The organism is Halomonas sp. MCCC 1A11062 (assembly GCF_021404355.1).
Taxonomy (GTDB): Bacteria; Pseudomonadota; Gammaproteobacteria; order Pseudomonadales; family Halomonadaceae; genus Halomonas; species Halomonas aerodenitrificans.
The window spans coordinates 18,749-35,076 of the sequence record NZ_JABFTW010000036.1 but is presented as its reverse complement, the minus strand read 5'-3'; the positions used below and the strand labels follow the sequence as shown (position 1 = coordinate 35,076).

The 16,328-nt window shown below is 63.1% G+C and carries 17 protein-coding genes; 11 read left to right on the top strand and 6 right to left on the bottom strand.

Annotated elements, in window-relative coordinates; all coding sequences use genetic code 11:
- Window positions 1-422 precede the first annotated feature (422 nt).
- From pilB to HOP58_RS21825, 8 genes are all read left to right on the top strand, one after another.
- On the top strand, window positions 423-2,216 hold the full coding sequence (pilB, locus tag HOP58_RS21860) for a type IV-A pilus assembly ATPase PilB (RefSeq protein WP_234261699.1): 1,794 nt from the start codon (window positions 423-425) through the stop codon (window positions 2,214-2,216).
- Between the two features lie 99 nt (window positions 2,217-2,315).
- Complete coding sequence (locus HOP58_RS21855) at window positions 2,316-3,548, top strand: type II secretion system F family protein (RefSeq protein WP_234261697.1); 1,233 nt, start codon at window positions 2,316-2,318, stop codon at window positions 3,546-3,548.
- Window positions 3,545-3,811, top strand: a complete 267-nt coding sequence (locus HOP58_RS21850) for a DUF4258 domain-containing protein (RefSeq protein WP_234255682.1) — start codon at window positions 3,545-3,547, stop codon at window positions 3,809-3,811. Before HOP58_RS21855 ends, HOP58_RS21850 begins: the two co-directional genes overlap by 4 nt.
- Before the next feature lie 3 nt (window positions 3,812-3,814).
- On the top strand, window positions 3,815-4,006 hold the full coding sequence (locus HOP58_RS21845) for a DUF2283 domain-containing protein (protein WP_234255683.1): 192 nt from the start codon (window positions 3,815-3,817) through the stop codon (window positions 4,004-4,006).
- 6 nt (window positions 4,007-4,012) lie between these two features.
- Window positions 4,013-4,864, top strand: coding sequence for an A24 family peptidase (locus HOP58_RS21840; RefSeq protein WP_346657493.1), 852 nt, complete (start codon window positions 4,013-4,015; stop codon window positions 4,862-4,864).
- Between the two features lie 31 nt (window positions 4,865-4,895).
- Complete coding sequence (gene coaE / locus HOP58_RS21835) at window positions 4,896-5,498, top strand: dephospho-CoA kinase (RefSeq protein WP_234261693.1); 603 nt, start codon at window positions 4,896-4,898, stop codon at window positions 5,496-5,498.
- Window positions 5,495-5,722 carry a DNA gyrase inhibitor YacG gene (yacG, locus tag HOP58_RS21830; protein ID WP_026038166.1) on the top strand — a complete coding sequence of 76 codons (228 nt, stop codon included), beginning with the start codon at window positions 5,495-5,497 and terminating at the stop codon, window positions 5,720-5,722. Before coaE ends, yacG begins: the two co-directional genes overlap by 4 nt.
- Window positions 5,719-6,588 (top strand): DNA replication terminus site-binding protein, encoded by an 870-nt coding sequence (locus HOP58_RS21825; protein WP_234261691.1) that lies wholly within the window; start codon window positions 5,719-5,721, stop codon window positions 6,586-6,588. Before yacG ends, HOP58_RS21825 begins: the two co-directional genes overlap by 4 nt.
- Window positions 6,589-6,608: 20 nt before the next feature.
- Here HOP58_RS21825 and HOP58_RS21820 read toward each other — a convergent pair whose 3' ends face one another.
- Window positions 6,609-7,352, bottom strand: coding sequence for a tellurite resistance TerB family protein (locus HOP58_RS21820; protein ID WP_234261690.1), 744 nt, complete (start codon window positions 7,350-7,352; stop codon window positions 6,609-6,611).
- A gap of 65 nt (window positions 7,353-7,417) precedes the next feature.
- Window positions 7,418-8,023, bottom strand: coding sequence for a 2-hydroxychromene-2-carboxylate isomerase (locus HOP58_RS21815; protein WP_234261687.1), 606 nt, complete (start codon window positions 8,021-8,023; stop codon window positions 7,418-7,420).
- 170 nt (window positions 8,024-8,193) lie between these two features.
- Here HOP58_RS21815 and HOP58_RS21810 point away from each other — a divergent pair, with 170 nt between their 5' ends.
- A complete protein-coding gene (locus HOP58_RS21810) occupies window positions 8,194-10,674 on the top strand; it encodes an ATP-binding protein (protein ID WP_234261685.1) in 2,481 nt (826 codons plus the stop codon).
- Window positions 10,664-11,452, top strand: a complete 789-nt coding sequence (locus HOP58_RS21805; protein ID WP_234255639.1) for a universal stress protein — start codon at window positions 10,664-10,666, stop codon at window positions 11,450-11,452. Before HOP58_RS21810 ends, HOP58_RS21805 begins: the two co-directional genes overlap by 11 nt.
- Before the next feature lie 24 nt (window positions 11,453-11,476).
- On the opposite strand, the gene HOP58_RS21800 is transcribed toward HOP58_RS21805, so the two are convergent.
- From HOP58_RS21800 to HOP58_RS21790, 3 genes are all read right to left on the bottom strand, one after another.
- Window positions 11,477-12,151 (bottom strand): VTT domain-containing protein, encoded by a 675-nt coding sequence (locus tag HOP58_RS21800; RefSeq protein WP_010628798.1) that lies wholly within the window; start codon window positions 12,149-12,151, stop codon window positions 11,477-11,479.
- Window positions 12,152-12,242: 91 nt separating this feature from the next.
- Window positions 12,243-12,428, bottom strand: a complete 186-nt coding sequence (locus HOP58_RS21795; protein WP_141638629.1) for a hypothetical protein — start codon at window positions 12,426-12,428, stop codon at window positions 12,243-12,245.
- Window positions 12,429-12,537: 109 nt separating this feature from the next.
- Window positions 12,538-12,948, bottom strand: a complete 411-nt coding sequence (locus tag HOP58_RS21790; protein ID WP_010628799.1) for an SRPBCC family protein — start codon at window positions 12,946-12,948, stop codon at window positions 12,538-12,540.
- A gap of 150 nt (window positions 12,949-13,098) precedes the next feature.
- On the opposite strand from HOP58_RS21790, the gene rimO reads away from it, so the two are divergent.
- The gene (gene rimO / locus HOP58_RS21785; RefSeq protein WP_234261684.1) at window positions 13,099-14,460 is read left to right on the top strand and encodes a 30S ribosomal protein S12 methylthiotransferase RimO; all 1,362 of its coding nucleotides are present in this window, start codon (window positions 13,099-13,101) and stop codon (window positions 14,458-14,460) included.
- 53 nt (window positions 14,461-14,513) lie between these two features.
- Here rimO and HOP58_RS21780 read toward each other — a convergent pair whose 3' ends face one another.
- Window positions 14,514-16,250: a POTRA domain-containing protein gene (locus tag HOP58_RS21780; protein ID WP_234261683.1), complete on the bottom strand. Its 1,737-nt coding sequence runs from the start codon at window positions 16,248-16,250 to the stop codon at window positions 14,514-14,516.
- Window positions 16,251-16,328 lie beyond the last annotated feature (78 nt).

Genomic DNA, 16,328 nt, shown 5'->3' with positions numbered 1-16,328 from the left:
CACTTCCAGAAGCTGGAACTGGTCGTCAGCAACGTCAAGTTCCAGGACGGGGAGCAAGTGGTTGATCAATCAGACAGGAATGCGGCCTGATCGCCATCCACCAGATTTGACGATAACTCTCGCGGAACCGGTCCGCACCTTGCTCTTGCCCCTTTCCACCTTCGCTCACGCCTCGCGCTGCAAGTGCCTGAGCTCGCTCATCGCAGGGTCTGACGCCCCGCTTTCACTCACATTAATTTACACATCCTTTGCCCACAAGCGCTACCTACGTGGGTACTACCATATTTTCATCATAATCGATGACACCGTTAATGCCAGCGGGAACCATAAACGTCATCACGGTAGGATGATGAATACCGAAGGGCTAGAATGCCTGTAACACGTTACGCTCACGCCCGTGCGGGCCCAACCCCTGAGGCGCCATGAACGACTATCGATCCGCCCCCGATGCCAGCCATGCGACCAGCGGCAATTCGGCGGTCTCTGCACCTAACCCCAACCTCGAGGGGCTGCGCGGGTTCACCCGCCGCCTGGTGGAGTACGGGCTGCTTTCCCGCCCGGCGGCGGAGCGGGCGGAGTACGAGGCGCGCGAGGCGGAAATCAGCCTGCTGCAGCACTTGATCGAGTCGAGCCTGGCCACCGCCCGCGAGGCTACGCTGTGTGCGGCCTGGGAGTACGGCCTGCCGGTGATCGATCTGGATGCGCTGCGCCTGGCCAGCCTGCCCGCCGCCAACGAGTACCCCGAAAAGCTGCTGCGCAAGCTCTGCGTGGTGCCACTTACCCGCCGCGGCCATCGGCTGACGGTGGCGGTGCCCTACCCCTCCACCTTGGCGAAACTCGATGAGCTGCAGTTCGCTACCGGGCTGAGTATCGATGCGGTGCTGTGCCCGGTGGATCAGCTCATGCCGGTGCTGGAGGCCTACCTGGCCCACCACGACAGCAGCATGATGGACGCGCTGGATGGGGTGGACGATGCCGTAAGCGAGCTGGAATTCGAGAATGGCCTGGATATCAGCGATGATGCCGCCACCGATACGGCTTCCAGCGGCGCCGACGACGCGCCCATCGTCAAGTTCGTCAACAAGATTCTGCTCGACGCCATTCGCCGCAACGCTTCGGACATTCACTTCGAGCCCTACGAGACCAGCTACCGGGTACGCATGCGGGTGGACGGCATGCTGATGGAGGCCGCGCGCCCGCCGTTTGCCATGCGTGCGCGCATTGCCGCGCGCTTGAAGGTGATGGCGCGGCTGGACATTTCCGAGCGCCGCCTGCCGCAGGACGGCGCCATCAAGCTCAAGGTTTCCAAGACCCGTTCGATCGATTTTCGCGTGAACTCGCTGCCTACGGTGTACGGCGAGAAGATCGTGCTGCGTATTCTCGATCCCACTTCGGCCCAGATCGGCATCGATGCGCTGGGCTTCACTCCTGAGCAGCGCACCCTCTACGAAGGCGTGCTTGATCATCCCCAAGGCATGATTCTGGTTACCGGCCCTACCGGCAGCGGCAAGACGGTAACGCTCTATACCGGGCTGAACATCCTGAACGAGGTGGAGCGCAATATTTGTACCGCCGAGGATCCGGTAGAGATCAAGGTGCCGGGGGTGAACCAGGTCAACGTGCTGCCCAAGATCGGGCTGGATTTCGCCAGCGCCCTGCGCGCCTTCCTGCGCCAGGACCCGGACGTGGTGATGGTCGGTGAGATTCGCGATCTGGAAACCGCCGAGATTGCGGTGAAGGCGTCGCAAACGGGTCACCTGGTGCTTTCCACGGTGCATACCAACTCCGCCGCGGAGACCTTGACCCGCCTGGCCAACATGGGCGTGCCGCCGTTCAACATCGCCAGTTCGGTGAGCCTGATCATCGCTCAGCGCCTGGCACGTAGGTTGTGCAAGCACTGCAAGCAACTGGCGGAGATACCCCGCGAGGCGTTGCTTCGGGAGGGCTTCACCGCGCAGGAGGTGGACAGCGCCACCGTGTACGAGGCGGTAGGCTGCAAGCACTGCACCCATGGCTACAAGGGGCGTGTGGGTATCTACGAGGTGGTGCCGGTCGGCAACGAGATGAGCCAGTTGATCATGCGCAACGGCAACTCGATGGATTTCGATCAGTTGGCACGCCAACAAGGCCACCCGGATCTGCGACGCAGCGGGCTCTTGAAGGTGATGCAGGGGATTACCAGCCTCACCGAGGTCAATCGAGTTACGAAAGACTGACAAAATTATGCTTCATCTCGCACTGTAAATTGTTAAAGCTCAAGCGGAGCGCTTTCGCGCCGAAGATAATAGAGAATTCAAGAACGCAGCAGGGAACCTATGGCAACCAGAACGGCAAGAGCGCCGCGGAAGCTGAAACTTTACCGCTGGCGTTGGACGGGTAAGGGGCCTGGCGGCAGGCTGGTGAGCGGCGAGGTGGTGGCCGCCGAGAAGTTCGAAGTGGAGCGCGAGCTGGCCAATCAGAACATCATCGTCAAGCGGGTGCGCCGCAAGGGCGGGCTGGGCGGTGGCATGGGTACCATCAAGCCCCGCGACGTGATGCTGTTCGCCCGCCAGATGGCTACCATGATTCGTGCCGGCGTGCCGGTTCTACAGGCGTTTCAGGTGGTGGCCGAGAGCATTCGCAAGCCGGCCATGAGTGCCGTGGTGCAGCAGATGATGAACGAGGTGGCGGCTGGCTCGAGCTTTTCCCAGGCGCTGCGCAACCATCCCGAGTGCTTCGACAGCCTGTTCTGCAACCTGGTGGAGGCCGGCGAGAGTTCCGGCTCGCTGGACCGCATGCTCGACCGTATCGCCACCTACAAGGAAAAGGTGGAGTCGCTGAAGGGCCGGGTGAAGAAGGCGCTGTGGTATCCCATCGCGGTGATCCTGGTGGGGATCGGTGTGACCGCGCTGCTGCTGATCAAGGTGGTGCCGCAGTTCGAGAGCCTGTTCCATGGCTTCGGCGCCGAGCTGCCGGCGATGACCCGCATGACCATCGCCCTCTCCGAGTTCGCTCAGCAGTACTGGCTGTGGGGGCTGGGGGGCATGGTCGCCTTCGTTTACCTGCTGCGCCAGGGCATCAGGCGCTCGCCCTCCTTTGCCTATCGCGTGCATGGCTTTCTGCTCAAGATTCCGGTGCTTGGCGACATTTTCGACAAGTCTGCCGTGGCACGCTATTCGCGTACGCTGGCCACCACCTACGGTGCCGGTGTGCCGATGGTGGAGGCGCTGGACATCGCCGCCGGGGCCACCGGCAATCTGGTTTACGAGGGCGCTACCCGACAGATCCGCGAGGACGTATCAACCGGCCAGCAATTACACTTCGCCATGCGCCTGACCGAGCGCTTCCCGGCGCTGGCGGTACAGATGGTGGGTATCGGCGAGGAGTCCGGCGCGCTGGACGCCATGCTCAACCGGGTGGCCGATTACTATGAGGAGGAGGTCGACAACAAGGTCGATGCCCTCACCTCGCTTCTGGAACCGCTGATCATCGTGGTGCTGGGTATTCTGGTCGGCGCCCTGGTGGTATCGATGTATCTGCCGATCTTCGAGTTGGGAACGGTGCTGTGAAAAAATCGCTGTATTGCCAGCGGTTTGAGCGTTACGTTCACGTTACACGCCATGCCAGCGAGCGCATGACAGAGCGCAACATACCTGAGGGTTTATTGCTCCAGCTACTAGAGAATGGCGAGACTCGCTATAAGGACGCGGAACGGCTCTGGATCGCTATGAATGTGGCCAACAGGCAAGATAATCTGATCTGTGCAGCAGTAGTGCTTGAGGATAGACTTGTCGTCAAGACGATCATGCATCACTTCTGCTGGGAGGAATAGCAGATGAGAACTATTTACGACGAAGCGGATGATATCCTAGTACTGCATCTTTCGGACAAGCCTATCGTGAAAGAGATGTCTCAGGACTGGAACACCCACGTAAGCTATGCCGAGGACGGCACCTTGGTGGAAGTGGTCATTCTAGATGCATCCAAGCAGGGTGCCTGGCCGTTGCTCAAAAGCGAGGCGGCTTAAGGATATATTTTGCTAGTTCTTCCCTCTACAGTTCTCTGGCCGCTGGCCGCCCTTTTGGGCCTGTGCATGGGCAGCTTTCTCAACGTAGTGATCGTGCGCTTGCCGGTGATGCTGATGCTGGGCTGGCGGGCCGAGGCTCGCGAAGCGCTGGAGCTGCCCGAAGAGGAGTCGCCCCGTTTCAATTTGATGGTGCCGCGCTCCATCTGCCCTCAGTGCGAAACCCCCATCGCCTGGCATGACAATCTGCCGGTGCTCGGCTGGATCAAGCGGCGCGGCCGCTGTGCCGCCTGCGAGACGCGTATCAGCCCCCAATACCCACTGGTGGAGCTGGCCGGCGCCGGCCTGGCGCTGGCGGTGGTGGCGCTGTACGGCGCCAGCTGGCAGGGCCTGTTCGTGTACGGTGCCTGCCTGGCGCTGCTGGCACTGGCCGTGATCGACCTGCGCACTCAACTGCTGCCGGATGCCATGACCTTGCCGCTGCTGTGGGCCGGCCTGCTCTATCAACTGCTGTTTCAGCCACTGATGCTGCCTAGCGCGGTGACCGGCGCCATGGCGGGCTATCTTGCCCTGTGGAGCGTGTACTGGCTGTTCAAGCTGGTAACGGGCAAAGAAGGCATGGGCTACGGCGACTTCAAGCTGCTGGCGGCGCTGGGCGCCTGGCTGGGCTGGCAGTATCTGCCCATGGTATTGATCCTTTCCGCCGGTGTGGGCGCCATCGTCGGCATTGCGCTGCAGCTCGCCCTGCCCCGTCTGCGCGGCGCCCCCATGCCCTTCGGCCCCTATCTGGCCAGCGCCGGCATGATCGCGCTGCTGGTCGGCGAGCCGCTGATGGCCGCTTATATCGGCTTTACGTTCTAAGTATTGGGAGTGTGTTAGTGGGAGAGTGGTTTTGATCGTTGGCGTAACGGGCGGTATCGCTTCCGGCAAGAGCACGGTGGCGCGGGCCTTCGCGGCACTGGGCGTGCCTTGGGTGGATGCCGACGACGTGGCCCGCGAGGTGGTGGAACCCGGCGAGCCGGCACTGGCCGAGATTGCCGAGCGCTACGGTGAGCGGGTACTTCAGGCAGACGGGAGCTTGAACCGCCGCGCCCTGCGCGAGATCGTGTTCGCCGACGAAAGCGAGCGCCGCTGGCTGGAGTCGGTGACCCACCCGCGCATTCGGCAGCGTATCGTCGCGCACCTCGAGCGGCTGCAGGCCGAGGGCGCACCCTACGTGCTGCTGGTCTCGCCGCTGCTGTTCGAATCGGGCCAGAGCGAGATGGCCGACCGCTGCCTGGTGATCGACGTGCCGGAGAGCCTGCAGATCGCCCGCACCGCTTCCCGCGATGACGTCGACGACGCCCAGGCCCGTGCCATCGTGGCCGCCCAGATGCAGCGCCGCGAACGCCTGGCCCGCGCCGACGATGTGATCGACAATACCGGTAGCGAAGCAGACCTTGCCGCCCAAGTGGCCGAACTGGACCGACGCTATCGAGAGATGGGAGTTTCATGAGCCAACACAACCAACGCCCCCTGACCGTCGCGTGCCCGCAATGCCGAAAGAAGGTGGAGTGGCGCGAGAGCAACCCCTACCGCCCCTTCTGTAGCGAGCGCTGCAAGCTGATCGACCTGGGTGCCTGGGCCGATGAGTCGCACCGTATTGCCGGCGAGCCGGCGCTCGACGAGAGCAATATCGACGAGTGGCTGGCCCGGGCCGAGCGAGGCGAAGATCGGTGACGCTCGCCCCGGCGCCCACCTATCGGCTGCTGGCCGAGCTGGAGCTCGCCTTCGACAAGCTGATCGAGCGCAGCGAGGCATTAGTGGCAACCTATGCCGCCTCTCCTGCCGAGGCGTGGGCTTTCAAGGCCGAAGCCAGCACCGAGTGGCTGCGCCGTGCCCTGCTCGACTTCTGGTACGCGGATGGTCAGGACGGACGCGCCACACGCAGCCATGTGGGCCTGGTAGCCGCTGACGATGCCTTGATGGCAGCAGTGAGCAAGGTCAACGCCGCCAAGGCCGACTTTGCCGCTCGGCTTGCGCATATTCGCGACCATCACCCGCCGCTACTGGCCGAGGCCAAAGCGGTGCTGCCGTTCCGCCACCCTGAATTGCACGACCATCTGCGCGGCAGCGGCCTGGCCCGGCTGCACTTGAAGCAGTGCTGGCGAGCCATTCCCGTGGCCGAAGCACCGGTGGCCCGAGTGCGCCTGGCCTGGTACGCCAGCGGCCGTTCGATCAAACGGCTGTCGGTGCGTGAGGTGGAGAAGAAACTGCTGGCACTGGATACCGACGCGCCCCACGTGCGCATTCAGCTGCGCAAGCTGGCCGCCCTGCCTTCGGCCGAGCCGTTGGCCCAGGTGCAGAGCCAGGCACCGCTGATGCGCGCCAATCTGTTCTACTGCGAGCCGTTGGAAGACGGCCGCAACCGCCGCGCCATGAACGTGGCGCTGCCGCTGTTCCTGCCTGCCCCGCGCGGCCGGCTGCCCGACCACAACCTGCCGCCGGCCGCGCCGCCCCAGAGCCGTACCCGGGCCCGGCGCAGCGACGAGAAACTGGAAGATACGCCCTACCTGCCCAGCCTGCGTATCTACCGCTATCGCTGAAGCACCGCCCGCCACCCGCTTCAACCGGCCTGCCGTGCCTGACGCTCCAGCTCAGCGGTCAACTCAGGCTGGAGCTTCAGCGCAGTGGCCAGTTGATCGAGCCAGGCGCGTTCCATGGGGTTCTGTTCGTCGACCACCGCTACGCTGATGAGATACATCTCGCGCGCGGCTTGGGGCGAGTCGGCCTGGCGCGCCAGCGCCTCGGCATCCAGCGGGGCAGTGAGCTGGCGCTCGACCCAGCGATGGAGCTCGTCGTCGGCACCTAGCGCATCGATCTGCTGGGCCAGGAGTTCGCGCTCCTGGGCGTCGATATGGCCGTCGGCGCGCGCGGCCATGATCATGGCCTGAAGCAGCTCGAGGCTGCGACGCTCCTGGTACTCGCCTTCAAGCGCTTCGACTGGCTTGCCCTCGGCACTGCTGCCAGCCGACTGGCCAGCCGCTCCCTTGGCCCCTTGCGAGTTCTGCCAGGCTTTCCAAGCCAGCATCCCCACCGCGGCAACGGCGCCGTATTTCAGTGCCTTGCCGCCGAGCTTGCGCCCACGTTTGGAGCCGACCAGCAGCCCCAGAGCTCCGCCACCCAGCAGGCTCTTCATATCCAGATTCAGGCCGCTGTCAGCGGCGGAACCCTGGCCCGATGAACCGCCTCCCAACTGACGAGACAGACCTTCGAGCATACCTTTGACATCCACACCACCACTGCTTTTGTTACCGCTCTGGCCACCGGCTTGCTGCATGAGTTGCTGCAAGATCTTACTGGCGTTCATGGCTTAATCCCTAAGGGGATCCACACTGCCGCGCTACGGCAGTGTGGATCGATTGGACAGTGGGTTCACTCTTCGTCATCCATACGCGCTTCGTACCAGTCGAGCGCCTGTTCCATGCGGTCGTAGCCCCAGAAGGGCTCGTCGCCGGCCATGAAGAACGGTGCGCCGAATACGCCCAGTTCCTGAGCCCGCTCGGTGGCCTTGCGCAGCGATTCCTTGACCTCGGGCCGCTGGCTCTGCTTCAGCAGCACCTCGGCGTCGAGATTGACCTCGGCCAGGCAGTTGGCGATGACCGCGGGATCGGCAATGTCCTGGTCGTGCTCGAAGTTGGCGCGATACACGCTGCGCACGAAGGCCGGCACCCAAGGCTCCTGGGCGTGCCAGTTGACGATGCGTGCCGGTAGCAGGCCGCTGCGCGGAAACTGCGAGGGTTGGTGGAAGCGGATGCCATCGCGCTCGCACAGGCGTTCGATGTCACGCCACATGTAGCGGCCCTTGGCTGGGAACAGCTTGAAGGGAGTGTCGCTCCAGCCCTGGGCCTGGAAGATCGGCCCCAGCAGGAACGGCTGCCAGTGCACCTCGATGTCGCGCTCGGCCGCCAGATGCTCGAGCTTCATCGCAGCCGGATAGGAGTAGGTGCTGGCAAATTCGAACCAGAAGGTGAACGTCATGGCGGCTCCTCATGTTTCGTTACAGCCTCGGCTGACTGGCGCCTGAGTGCAAGCTCCTTTCGTTGGCCCTTCTTCGCTCGCCCCGCATCGCTCAGCCAGTACTTGACCCGCATCATGCACTTTTCGTTCAGCTTCTCCATACTGAAGTGTATTAGGAAAGGAGAAATCCTGTGCTCAAGCCCCTGAACGTCACCCAGGTATACCGCGCCTGCCCCGAGGATGCCTTCGATTTCGAGGTGACCAGCGAGCTGGAGTCGCTGGACATGCTGAGCGGCCACGCCCGGGCCCGCGACGCGCTGGACTTCGGCACCTCCATGCGCAGCGAAGGGTTCAACCTCTATGTGCTGGGCCACCCAGGCCACGGCAAGCATCAGTTGGTGGGGCGTTTTCTTGCCGAACGCTCTCACGATGAGCCTACGCCTCCGGACATCGCCTACCGCTACAATTTCGAGGAGCCTTCCCAGCCGCTGCATCTGCTGTTGCCTACCGGCATGGGCCGCGTACTGCGCGCCGACATCGAGCAACTGGTCGAGGAGCTGCGCACCGCCATTCCTGCGGTGTTCGAGGGCGACGAGTACCAGAACCGCCTGCACGAGCTGAAACAGGCCATGGGCGAGCGCCAGCGAGATGCGGTGGAGGGCGTGCGCCGCGAGGCCCGCGAGCACGATATCCTGCTGCTCTCCACGCCCAACGGCTTCACCTTCGCGCCGGCCGCCACCAACGACAAGATGATGTCGCCGGAAGAGTTCGAGCAGCTCCCACGCGACGAGCGAGAGCGCATCGAAGGCACGGTTCAGGTGCTGCAGAAGAAGCTTTCCCAGGCTATCCGCCAGATGCCGCGCCTGGCCAAGCAGCTGCGCGAACAGATCACGGCGCTCAACCAGGAGATGCTGCAAACCGCCATCGACGCCCCACTGGCCGAACTGGAAGAGCGCTATGCCGACCACGACGGCATTCTTAACCACCTTACGGCGCTGCGCGATGCGATGGTGCTGCACGTGGATGCGTTCGTTGCCGAAGAGCCGGACATTCCGCCGGAGGCGATCTTCAGCCGCTTCCACATCAACCTGATCGTCGACAACACCAACTGCGATGGCGCTCCCGTGGTGTATCTCGACCTGCCTACGCATCAGCACCTGGTGGGACGCATCGAGCATCACGTACACAACGGCACACTGGTCACGGATTATTCGCTGATTCGTGCCGGTGGCCTGCATCGGGCCAACGGCGGCTATCTGGTGGTCGACGTACGCGCGCTGCTGATGCACGCCGGCGCCTGGGAAACCCTGAAGCGCGTGCTGCGCGCCGGGGAGATCCGCACCGAGTCGCTGGAGCAGGCCTACGGTCTGATCAGCACCACGACGCTCGAGCCCGAACCGGTACCGCTCGACCTCAAGGTGGTGCTGCTCGGCGAGCGCCTGTTCTATTACCTGCTGTGCGAGAACGACCCCGACTTCCTGGAGCTGTTCAAGGTGCAGGCGGACCTGGAAGACGAGCTGGATCGTAACCATGGCAACCAGCCGCTCTATGCCCGCATGGTGGCCACCCTGGCGCGGGAGTCTGCCCTTCGCCCTCTGGATCGCAGCGGTGTGGCGGCGGTGATCGAACGTGCCAGCCGCCTGGCCGACGACCAGACCAAGCTGACCGCACGTCATCGTGCCCTGAGCGATCTGCTGGAGGAAGCCGACCACTGGGCAGAGCGTGACGGCGCCCAGGTGATCTCCCGCGCCCATGTCGACAAAGCGGTGGAGCAGCAGCTGTGGCGGGCCAGCCGCATTCACGAGCGCAGCCACGAGGCGATTGCTCGCGGTACCGTGGCGATCCAGCTCGAGGGCTCGGTGATCGGCCAGGTAAACGGGCTTTCGGTGATGAGCCTGGGCGACTACGCCTTCGGCCAGCCTACGCGGATCACGGCCACGGCGCGCCCCGGCCCTGGCCACGTGGTGGATATCGAGCGCGAGGCACGCCTGGGCGGACGCATTCACTCCAAGGCGGTGATGATTCTGTCGCGCTGCCTGGCCAGCCGCTATGCGCCGGATGCGCCGCTGTCGCTATCGGCCAGTCTGGCCTTCGAGCAGTCCTATGGCGGCATCGAGGGCGACAGCGCCTCGGTGGCCGAGGCGTGCGTGCTGATCTCGGCCATCGCCCGGGTGGGGATCGAGCAGCGCTTTGCCGTCACCGGCTCCATCGACCAGCACGGGCGGGTACAGGCGGTGGGTGGGGTCAACGAGAAGATCGAGGGCTTCTTCGATATCTGCCAGGCACGCGGAGGCGTGAAAGGCCACGGCGTGTTGCTGCCCGCCACCAACGTGGAGCAATTGATGCTCAAGCAGGCGGTGCGCGATGCCGTCGCTTCCGGTGACTTCCATATCTACGCCATCGAAACGCTGGACGAGGCGCTGGAACTGCTCACCGGCATGCCCCCTGGCGAACGTGACGAAGAAGAGCACTATCCTGCCGAGAGCCTGAATGGCAAGGTGGTCGAACGGCTCGAGGCCTTCCATCGAGTGGTGAAGAAACGCGCTGCCAGTGACGAGAATTCCGCTCACGAAAATGCCACTGACAAGAGCAAGAATGGTAGCAAGATCGAGGATGTGAACGGAGACAAGGAAGGCGATCCAGAGAGTGAGGAGCCCGACGATGGCCACTGAGGATGCGCTTCCCCATGGAAGGCAGGTAAGCGAAAACGGCACGGCCCTGGAAGCGGCCAGGGTTCTCGCCCTGCTCGATGCTTCCCGCCACAGCCTGGCGGCGCTTACCGCCGCGGTGGACCTGGCCAGCCTGCGACACGCCGAACTGGTCGCGCTCTATGTGGAGGACATGGATCTGCTGAGCTGTGCGGCCTTCCCCTTTTCCTGCGAGATCGGCGCCCAGTCGGGCTTGTCGCGCCCGCTCACCCACGACTCGCTGGAAACCAGCATTGCTCGCCAGCTGCAGCGGGTGCATCAAGCACTTGCCGGTGCCGTAGCCGGAAGAAGCCTGCGTCATCGTCTTGAGATCACCCGTGGGCAGGTGGCCTCGGCCGCGCTGACCATGGCCGCACCGGAGGACGTGCTGGTGCTGGGCAAGGCCGGCACGACGGAGCGCTGGGGTACCCGGCTGGGTTCCACCAGTCGCCGCTTGATTCTGGAAGCGCCATGCACGGTGCTGCTGTGGGATGAACGCCACCCCTTCAAGCGCGGGCCGCTGCGCTGGCTGAAACCTGTAGCCGGAGAAAGCGAAGCGCCGCCGGCCATGGCGGAGTGGCTGGCGGCACTGTTCGAGGGTGGCGCCCCGCTGCCCGTCAGCCACGCCCACGAGCTGGAGCGAGCGCTGGCACGTGCCGATGCCGGCGGTCTGCTGCTTCACCGCAGCGAACTGGAGAGCCTGCTGAACGAGGACCCGGAGGTGATTGCGAGGGTGCCGCTGCCGCTACTTATCGTGCCCTAGCAGCCTGTCAATTCCGTCAGGCTGCTAGATCTCCTTGTTCTCTTCGACCCGCCTCCTCATCCAGGCACCGATGAGCAGTAGCAGAGCCAGAGCGATGAGCGGCAGAACGAGATCGAGGCTGATGAAGTCGTCTCCCCGGGAGACGGCCTGCAGGCCGCTGTGAATGGCGCTGGCGTACACCGCCCACTTGATGCCCAGCCCCAGGGCCGCGGCCATGACGAAGGTGGAAAGTGGCAAACGGCAGAGCCCTGCGGCGTAGTTGATAACCGAGTGAGGGAAACCGGGCAGCACTCGCAGCGCACACTGGGTAAGCAGGTCGCCGCGCTTGGTGAGCATTTCCATGATCTTGCGGGTCAGGCCTTCCGGGTTCCAGCGTTTGCCGACCCGAGCCGCCAGGTAGTACGCGCCCAGTGCGCCACTGACACTGCCGAGGATGAGCATCGGCGTGGCAATGTGGGGCGGGTAGAAAGGTGCAATGAGCCACAGGCCTATACTGCCGGGCAGGCCTACGGCCAGTGTGACGGCCATGGTCAGCATGACACCGATGACTACCAGAGGATGGTGAGAGGTCTGCTCGACCCAGTGCCGTACGGCGGTGAGATCCGGTGAGTGCCAAAACCAGACATAGGCAGCCATGGTGGCACTGGCCCCCACGGCAACCAAGCGCCAGCGGCGGCGGAGTGACGAGTCGTTCGGCATCGGCTAGCTTCCATTCGGTTTGCGCCAATGGTGCCATGCTCACTTCAATAGGTCACTTCCAGCCGGCCGTCCTGGCAGTTATACGGCGGTTTTAAGCGTCGAGCTCGCCCTGCTTCTCGTGTGTCGCCAGCTCAGGTGCTACCGAACCCTCGACCGGCTCCAAAGGTGGCTCCTGCAGCCGCTGCATGGTGGCAACCCGCAGGTCGATATAGCGCAGCAGCCCGAGTTGGGCGAACAGCACCGCCAGGCACCACATAAACCCCTTGATAACGCTCACGCTGGTTTCCTCGCTGAGGCCGACGGGGCCTCGTCAAGACGAGTGTAGTCCTACTCCGGAAAAAGAAAAAGATAGCCACCTAACATTTATGCAAAAGGCCTGCGCGAGCCTACAGCCGCTCTTCCACCCGCTCGAGGATCTGCCGGCTGACCTTGCTGACGAGCGGTTTGGCGGCCTTGGTCACGGCCTTCTCGACCAGGCGATTGCGCAGTGTGTAGGTGAGCGTGAAGGATACCTCGGTGCCCGCTTCCACCGGGTTGAGACGATAGCAGCCCTCGTTGTGCACCCCTTCCACCGATTGCCATGCCAGTACCTCGGGGGGGCGGTTCTCGGTGATGGCCACGTCGAAGGTCCAATCCATGCCCACTGCGTGCACGTGCCAGCGGTAACGCTGGCCGCCGAGGGGCTCGATGCGTTTGATCAGATCGGAATAGTCGACGAAATCCTCGACCCGCTCGAGCAGGGCGAAGACCCGCTCCGGTGGCGCCGGGAGAATTGCACTGTGTTCGATGGTGGCCATGCGGTTCCCTATGCTGCACTTCGACGCTAAAATGCTTCACCTTCACATTGCAGGGTACTCCCCCCTGCCCTACAGCGGCTATCGCGAAGATGTCCTGGCAAAGATGTCATGCTAGTTGCGATAGTCCAGCTTTATCCAAGAGGTTTAGTAATGTCCACACCCAAGGTCGGTTTCGTCTCACTGGGCTGCCCCAAGGCGCTGGTAGATTCCGAGCGCATCCTGACCCAGCTGCGTACCGACGGCTACGAGATCGTACCCAGCTATGACGACGCCGACGTGGTGGTGGTCAATACCTGCGGCTTCATCGACAGCGCCAAGGCCGAGTCGCTGGATGCCATCGGCGAGGCGATTGCCGAGAACGGCAAGGTGATCGTCACCGGCTGCATGGGCGTGGACGAGGCGGCGATTCGCGACGTTCATCCCAGCGTGTTGGCCGTGACCGGCCCGCAGCAGTACGAGCGAGTAGTAGGTGCCGTGCACGAGGCCGCCCCGCACCGCCATCAGCACGACCCGCACATCGACCTGGTGCCGGCCCAGGGCGTGAAGCTCACCCCGCGCCACTATGCTTACCTGAAGATTTCCGAGGGCTGCAACCACAGCTGTAGCTTCTGCATCATCCCTTCCATGCGCGGCAAGCTGGTGAGCCGCCCGGTGGGCGATGTGCTGCGCGAGGCCGAGGGCCTGGCCAAGGCCGGCGTGAAAGAGCTGCTGGTGATTTCCCAGGACACCAGCGCCTACGGCCTGGACCTGCGCTATGCACCGAGCGAGTGGCGCGGCCGTGAGGTCAAGACGCGCCTCACCGAGCTGTGCGAGGCGCTCTCCGAGCTGGGCATTCGCGTGCGGCTGCACTATGTGTACCCCTACCCCCATGTGGACGAGCTGATTCCGCTGATGGCCGAGGGCAAGATCCTGCCCTACCTGGACATCCCCTTCCAGCACGCCAGCCCCAAGGTACTCAAGGCGATGAAGCGCCCCGCCTTCGAGGACAAGACCCTGGCTCGTATCAAGCGCTGGCGCGAGATCTGCCCCGAGCTGACCATTCGCTCTACCTTCATCGTCGGCTTCCCCGGCGAGACGGAAGAGGACTTCCAGTACCTGCTCGACTGGCTGAGCGAAGCGCAGCTCGACCGCGTGGGCTGCTTCCAGTACTCCCCGGTGGATGGCGCATCGGCCAACGAGCTGGGCCTGGAGCCGGTGCCGGACGACATCAAGCAGGAGCGCTGGGAACGCTTCATGGCGCACCAGCAGCTGATCTCCGCCGCTCGCCTGGAGCGCAAGATCGGCCGCGAAATCGAGGTGCTGGTGGACGAGGTCGACGAGGATGGCCCCATTGGCCGCAGCGAAGCGGATGCCCCCGAGATCGACGGCATGGTATTCCTGGAATCCAAGCGCACCCTGCGCCCCGGCGACGTGGTACGCGCTCGCGTCACCAACGCCGACGAGTACGATCTCTGGGCCGAGGTGATCGAGGAGAGTCAGCCGGTCAAATTCATGGATTTCTATAGTGCCTGATTAGGCACTTGATAGTCGTCCACCCCCGTCGTATGGGAAGCATCGTGTCAGACTCAGCCACCGAATTGCCAGGTAATGCGGGCGTTGATTCGCCCGCTGCGCCGGCCGCTCTCCTGGTCACGATCCCCCATGGGGTGGGCGTACTCTATCCCAAGCCGATAGTTTGCCAAGTTGCTCAGCTCGACACCGCCAACTGCTGAGATCAGTTCACTCTGGATATCGTGCTGGTTGAATTCGGTACGCGCCGCGTCAACCAGCACATAGGGCTCGATGCGGGTAAGCCAGGCTTTCCCTTTCAAGCTGTGCAAGTAACGTAGTTCGACCTCACCGGCATAGCCTTTGTCGCCCTCGGCCTGGCCATCCGGATAAGCACGACCGAAGCGGCTGCCCCCATAGTTGCCCCGCTCCGCCATCGGTAACCTGTCATCCGACCAGAATCCCGCGAGACGCGTACTCAGACGCCAGTTGGGTGTCAGCTGCTCGGCCCAGCGCGCCTGCACTCCTGAACGAGTGAAGTGCAGGCTCTCATCGCTTGCAACAAGCTGCTCTTCGGCATGAATTTCGTTGCGATTGGCACCAAGATCAACGCCTTGACGCAGGTCTCCACGGATTTCCAGCAGACGCTGCTCATCTCCTATGCGGTAGGTGGTGTTGAGCTCGATAGCGGAATAGCGCAAGTTCTGCCGTGTATGCCGTAGCAGCTCTCCATCGAGGCGGATGTCATAATCGGCTCTCTCGTTGTGATGATCCACCGCCATACCCACCTCCCAGAGACGCGTACGCCTCAGTAGCAGCGGATAATCCGCAGCGGCACGGAAACGGTTACGCACCTTGCTTTCATGCACGTCCAGCTCTTGGCCTAACAGCAGCAAAGGCTCGTTATCGCTGCTATCGAAGCGGTTCGCCCCGAGCGTAATGCGCAGACCATCGCTACCTAGCTGCTGCTGGTACTCCACGGCATAGAATTCATTGTCATTATCCACCGGCATCAACGCAGCGAAAGAGAGCTTCTCGCCGTATGGGGTATTGGCCTGGAGGCTCAGGTTACCCAGCACCAGGAAATCGTCCTCATTACCACCGTCAACCGACAGGCCAGCCTGAATACGACGGGTATCACGCTCCTCGACCCTCAAGGTCGTTCCCCCCGAGGGTGTTCTGGGTACCGGCGCGCTGATCGCCAACTGCGCCCCGGGAATCCGATCGATCAGCGCGGTATAACGCTCGAAAGTGGCGCGCGTCAGCGGTCGTTCGCCATGCATACGATTCGCCAGCCGTTCGACACGGGCTGCCACCGCGGCATTGGTGATGAGAATTTCATTACGCACGATATGCCCCTCGACCACCACCACCGTGACGGTTCCATCCACGAAATTATTGGTCGGCAGGTAGGCGTAGGAGAGAGGATAGTCGGCTTTCTGATAGCGCTTGGTAATGGCTTCAACGGCATCGATCAGATCGCCAAGCCTGACCTCATGGCCCACCATCGGCACAAGGTCTACGGCCAGCGACTCGAGATCGAAGACCGAGCCGCCGACGATGTTGACGTGTTCGACCGGAATGCGCATATCGCGGTCGAGTTCGCCTGGGCTGACTGGCAGCTCGACGCGCGTCGTGCTGCGTAGCTGTTGCTCTCTGACTTCCTGCAAGGGAGGCGAGAGCGTTGGCTGTCGATCATCGATCAGCGCAGGAAGGTCACTGGCATGAGACTGGCCGAGATGGAAAGGCCCCCACGAAAGCAAGATAAGACCGGCATAAAACGGCAACACTCTATTGGAGCGTGTCGACGGCATAGCAATCCCTGCGGCAAGAATCCAAGGGTAAGACGTGGTGGTTATTCGTGTTATCGGCTTACTGTGCACAGGCACGCA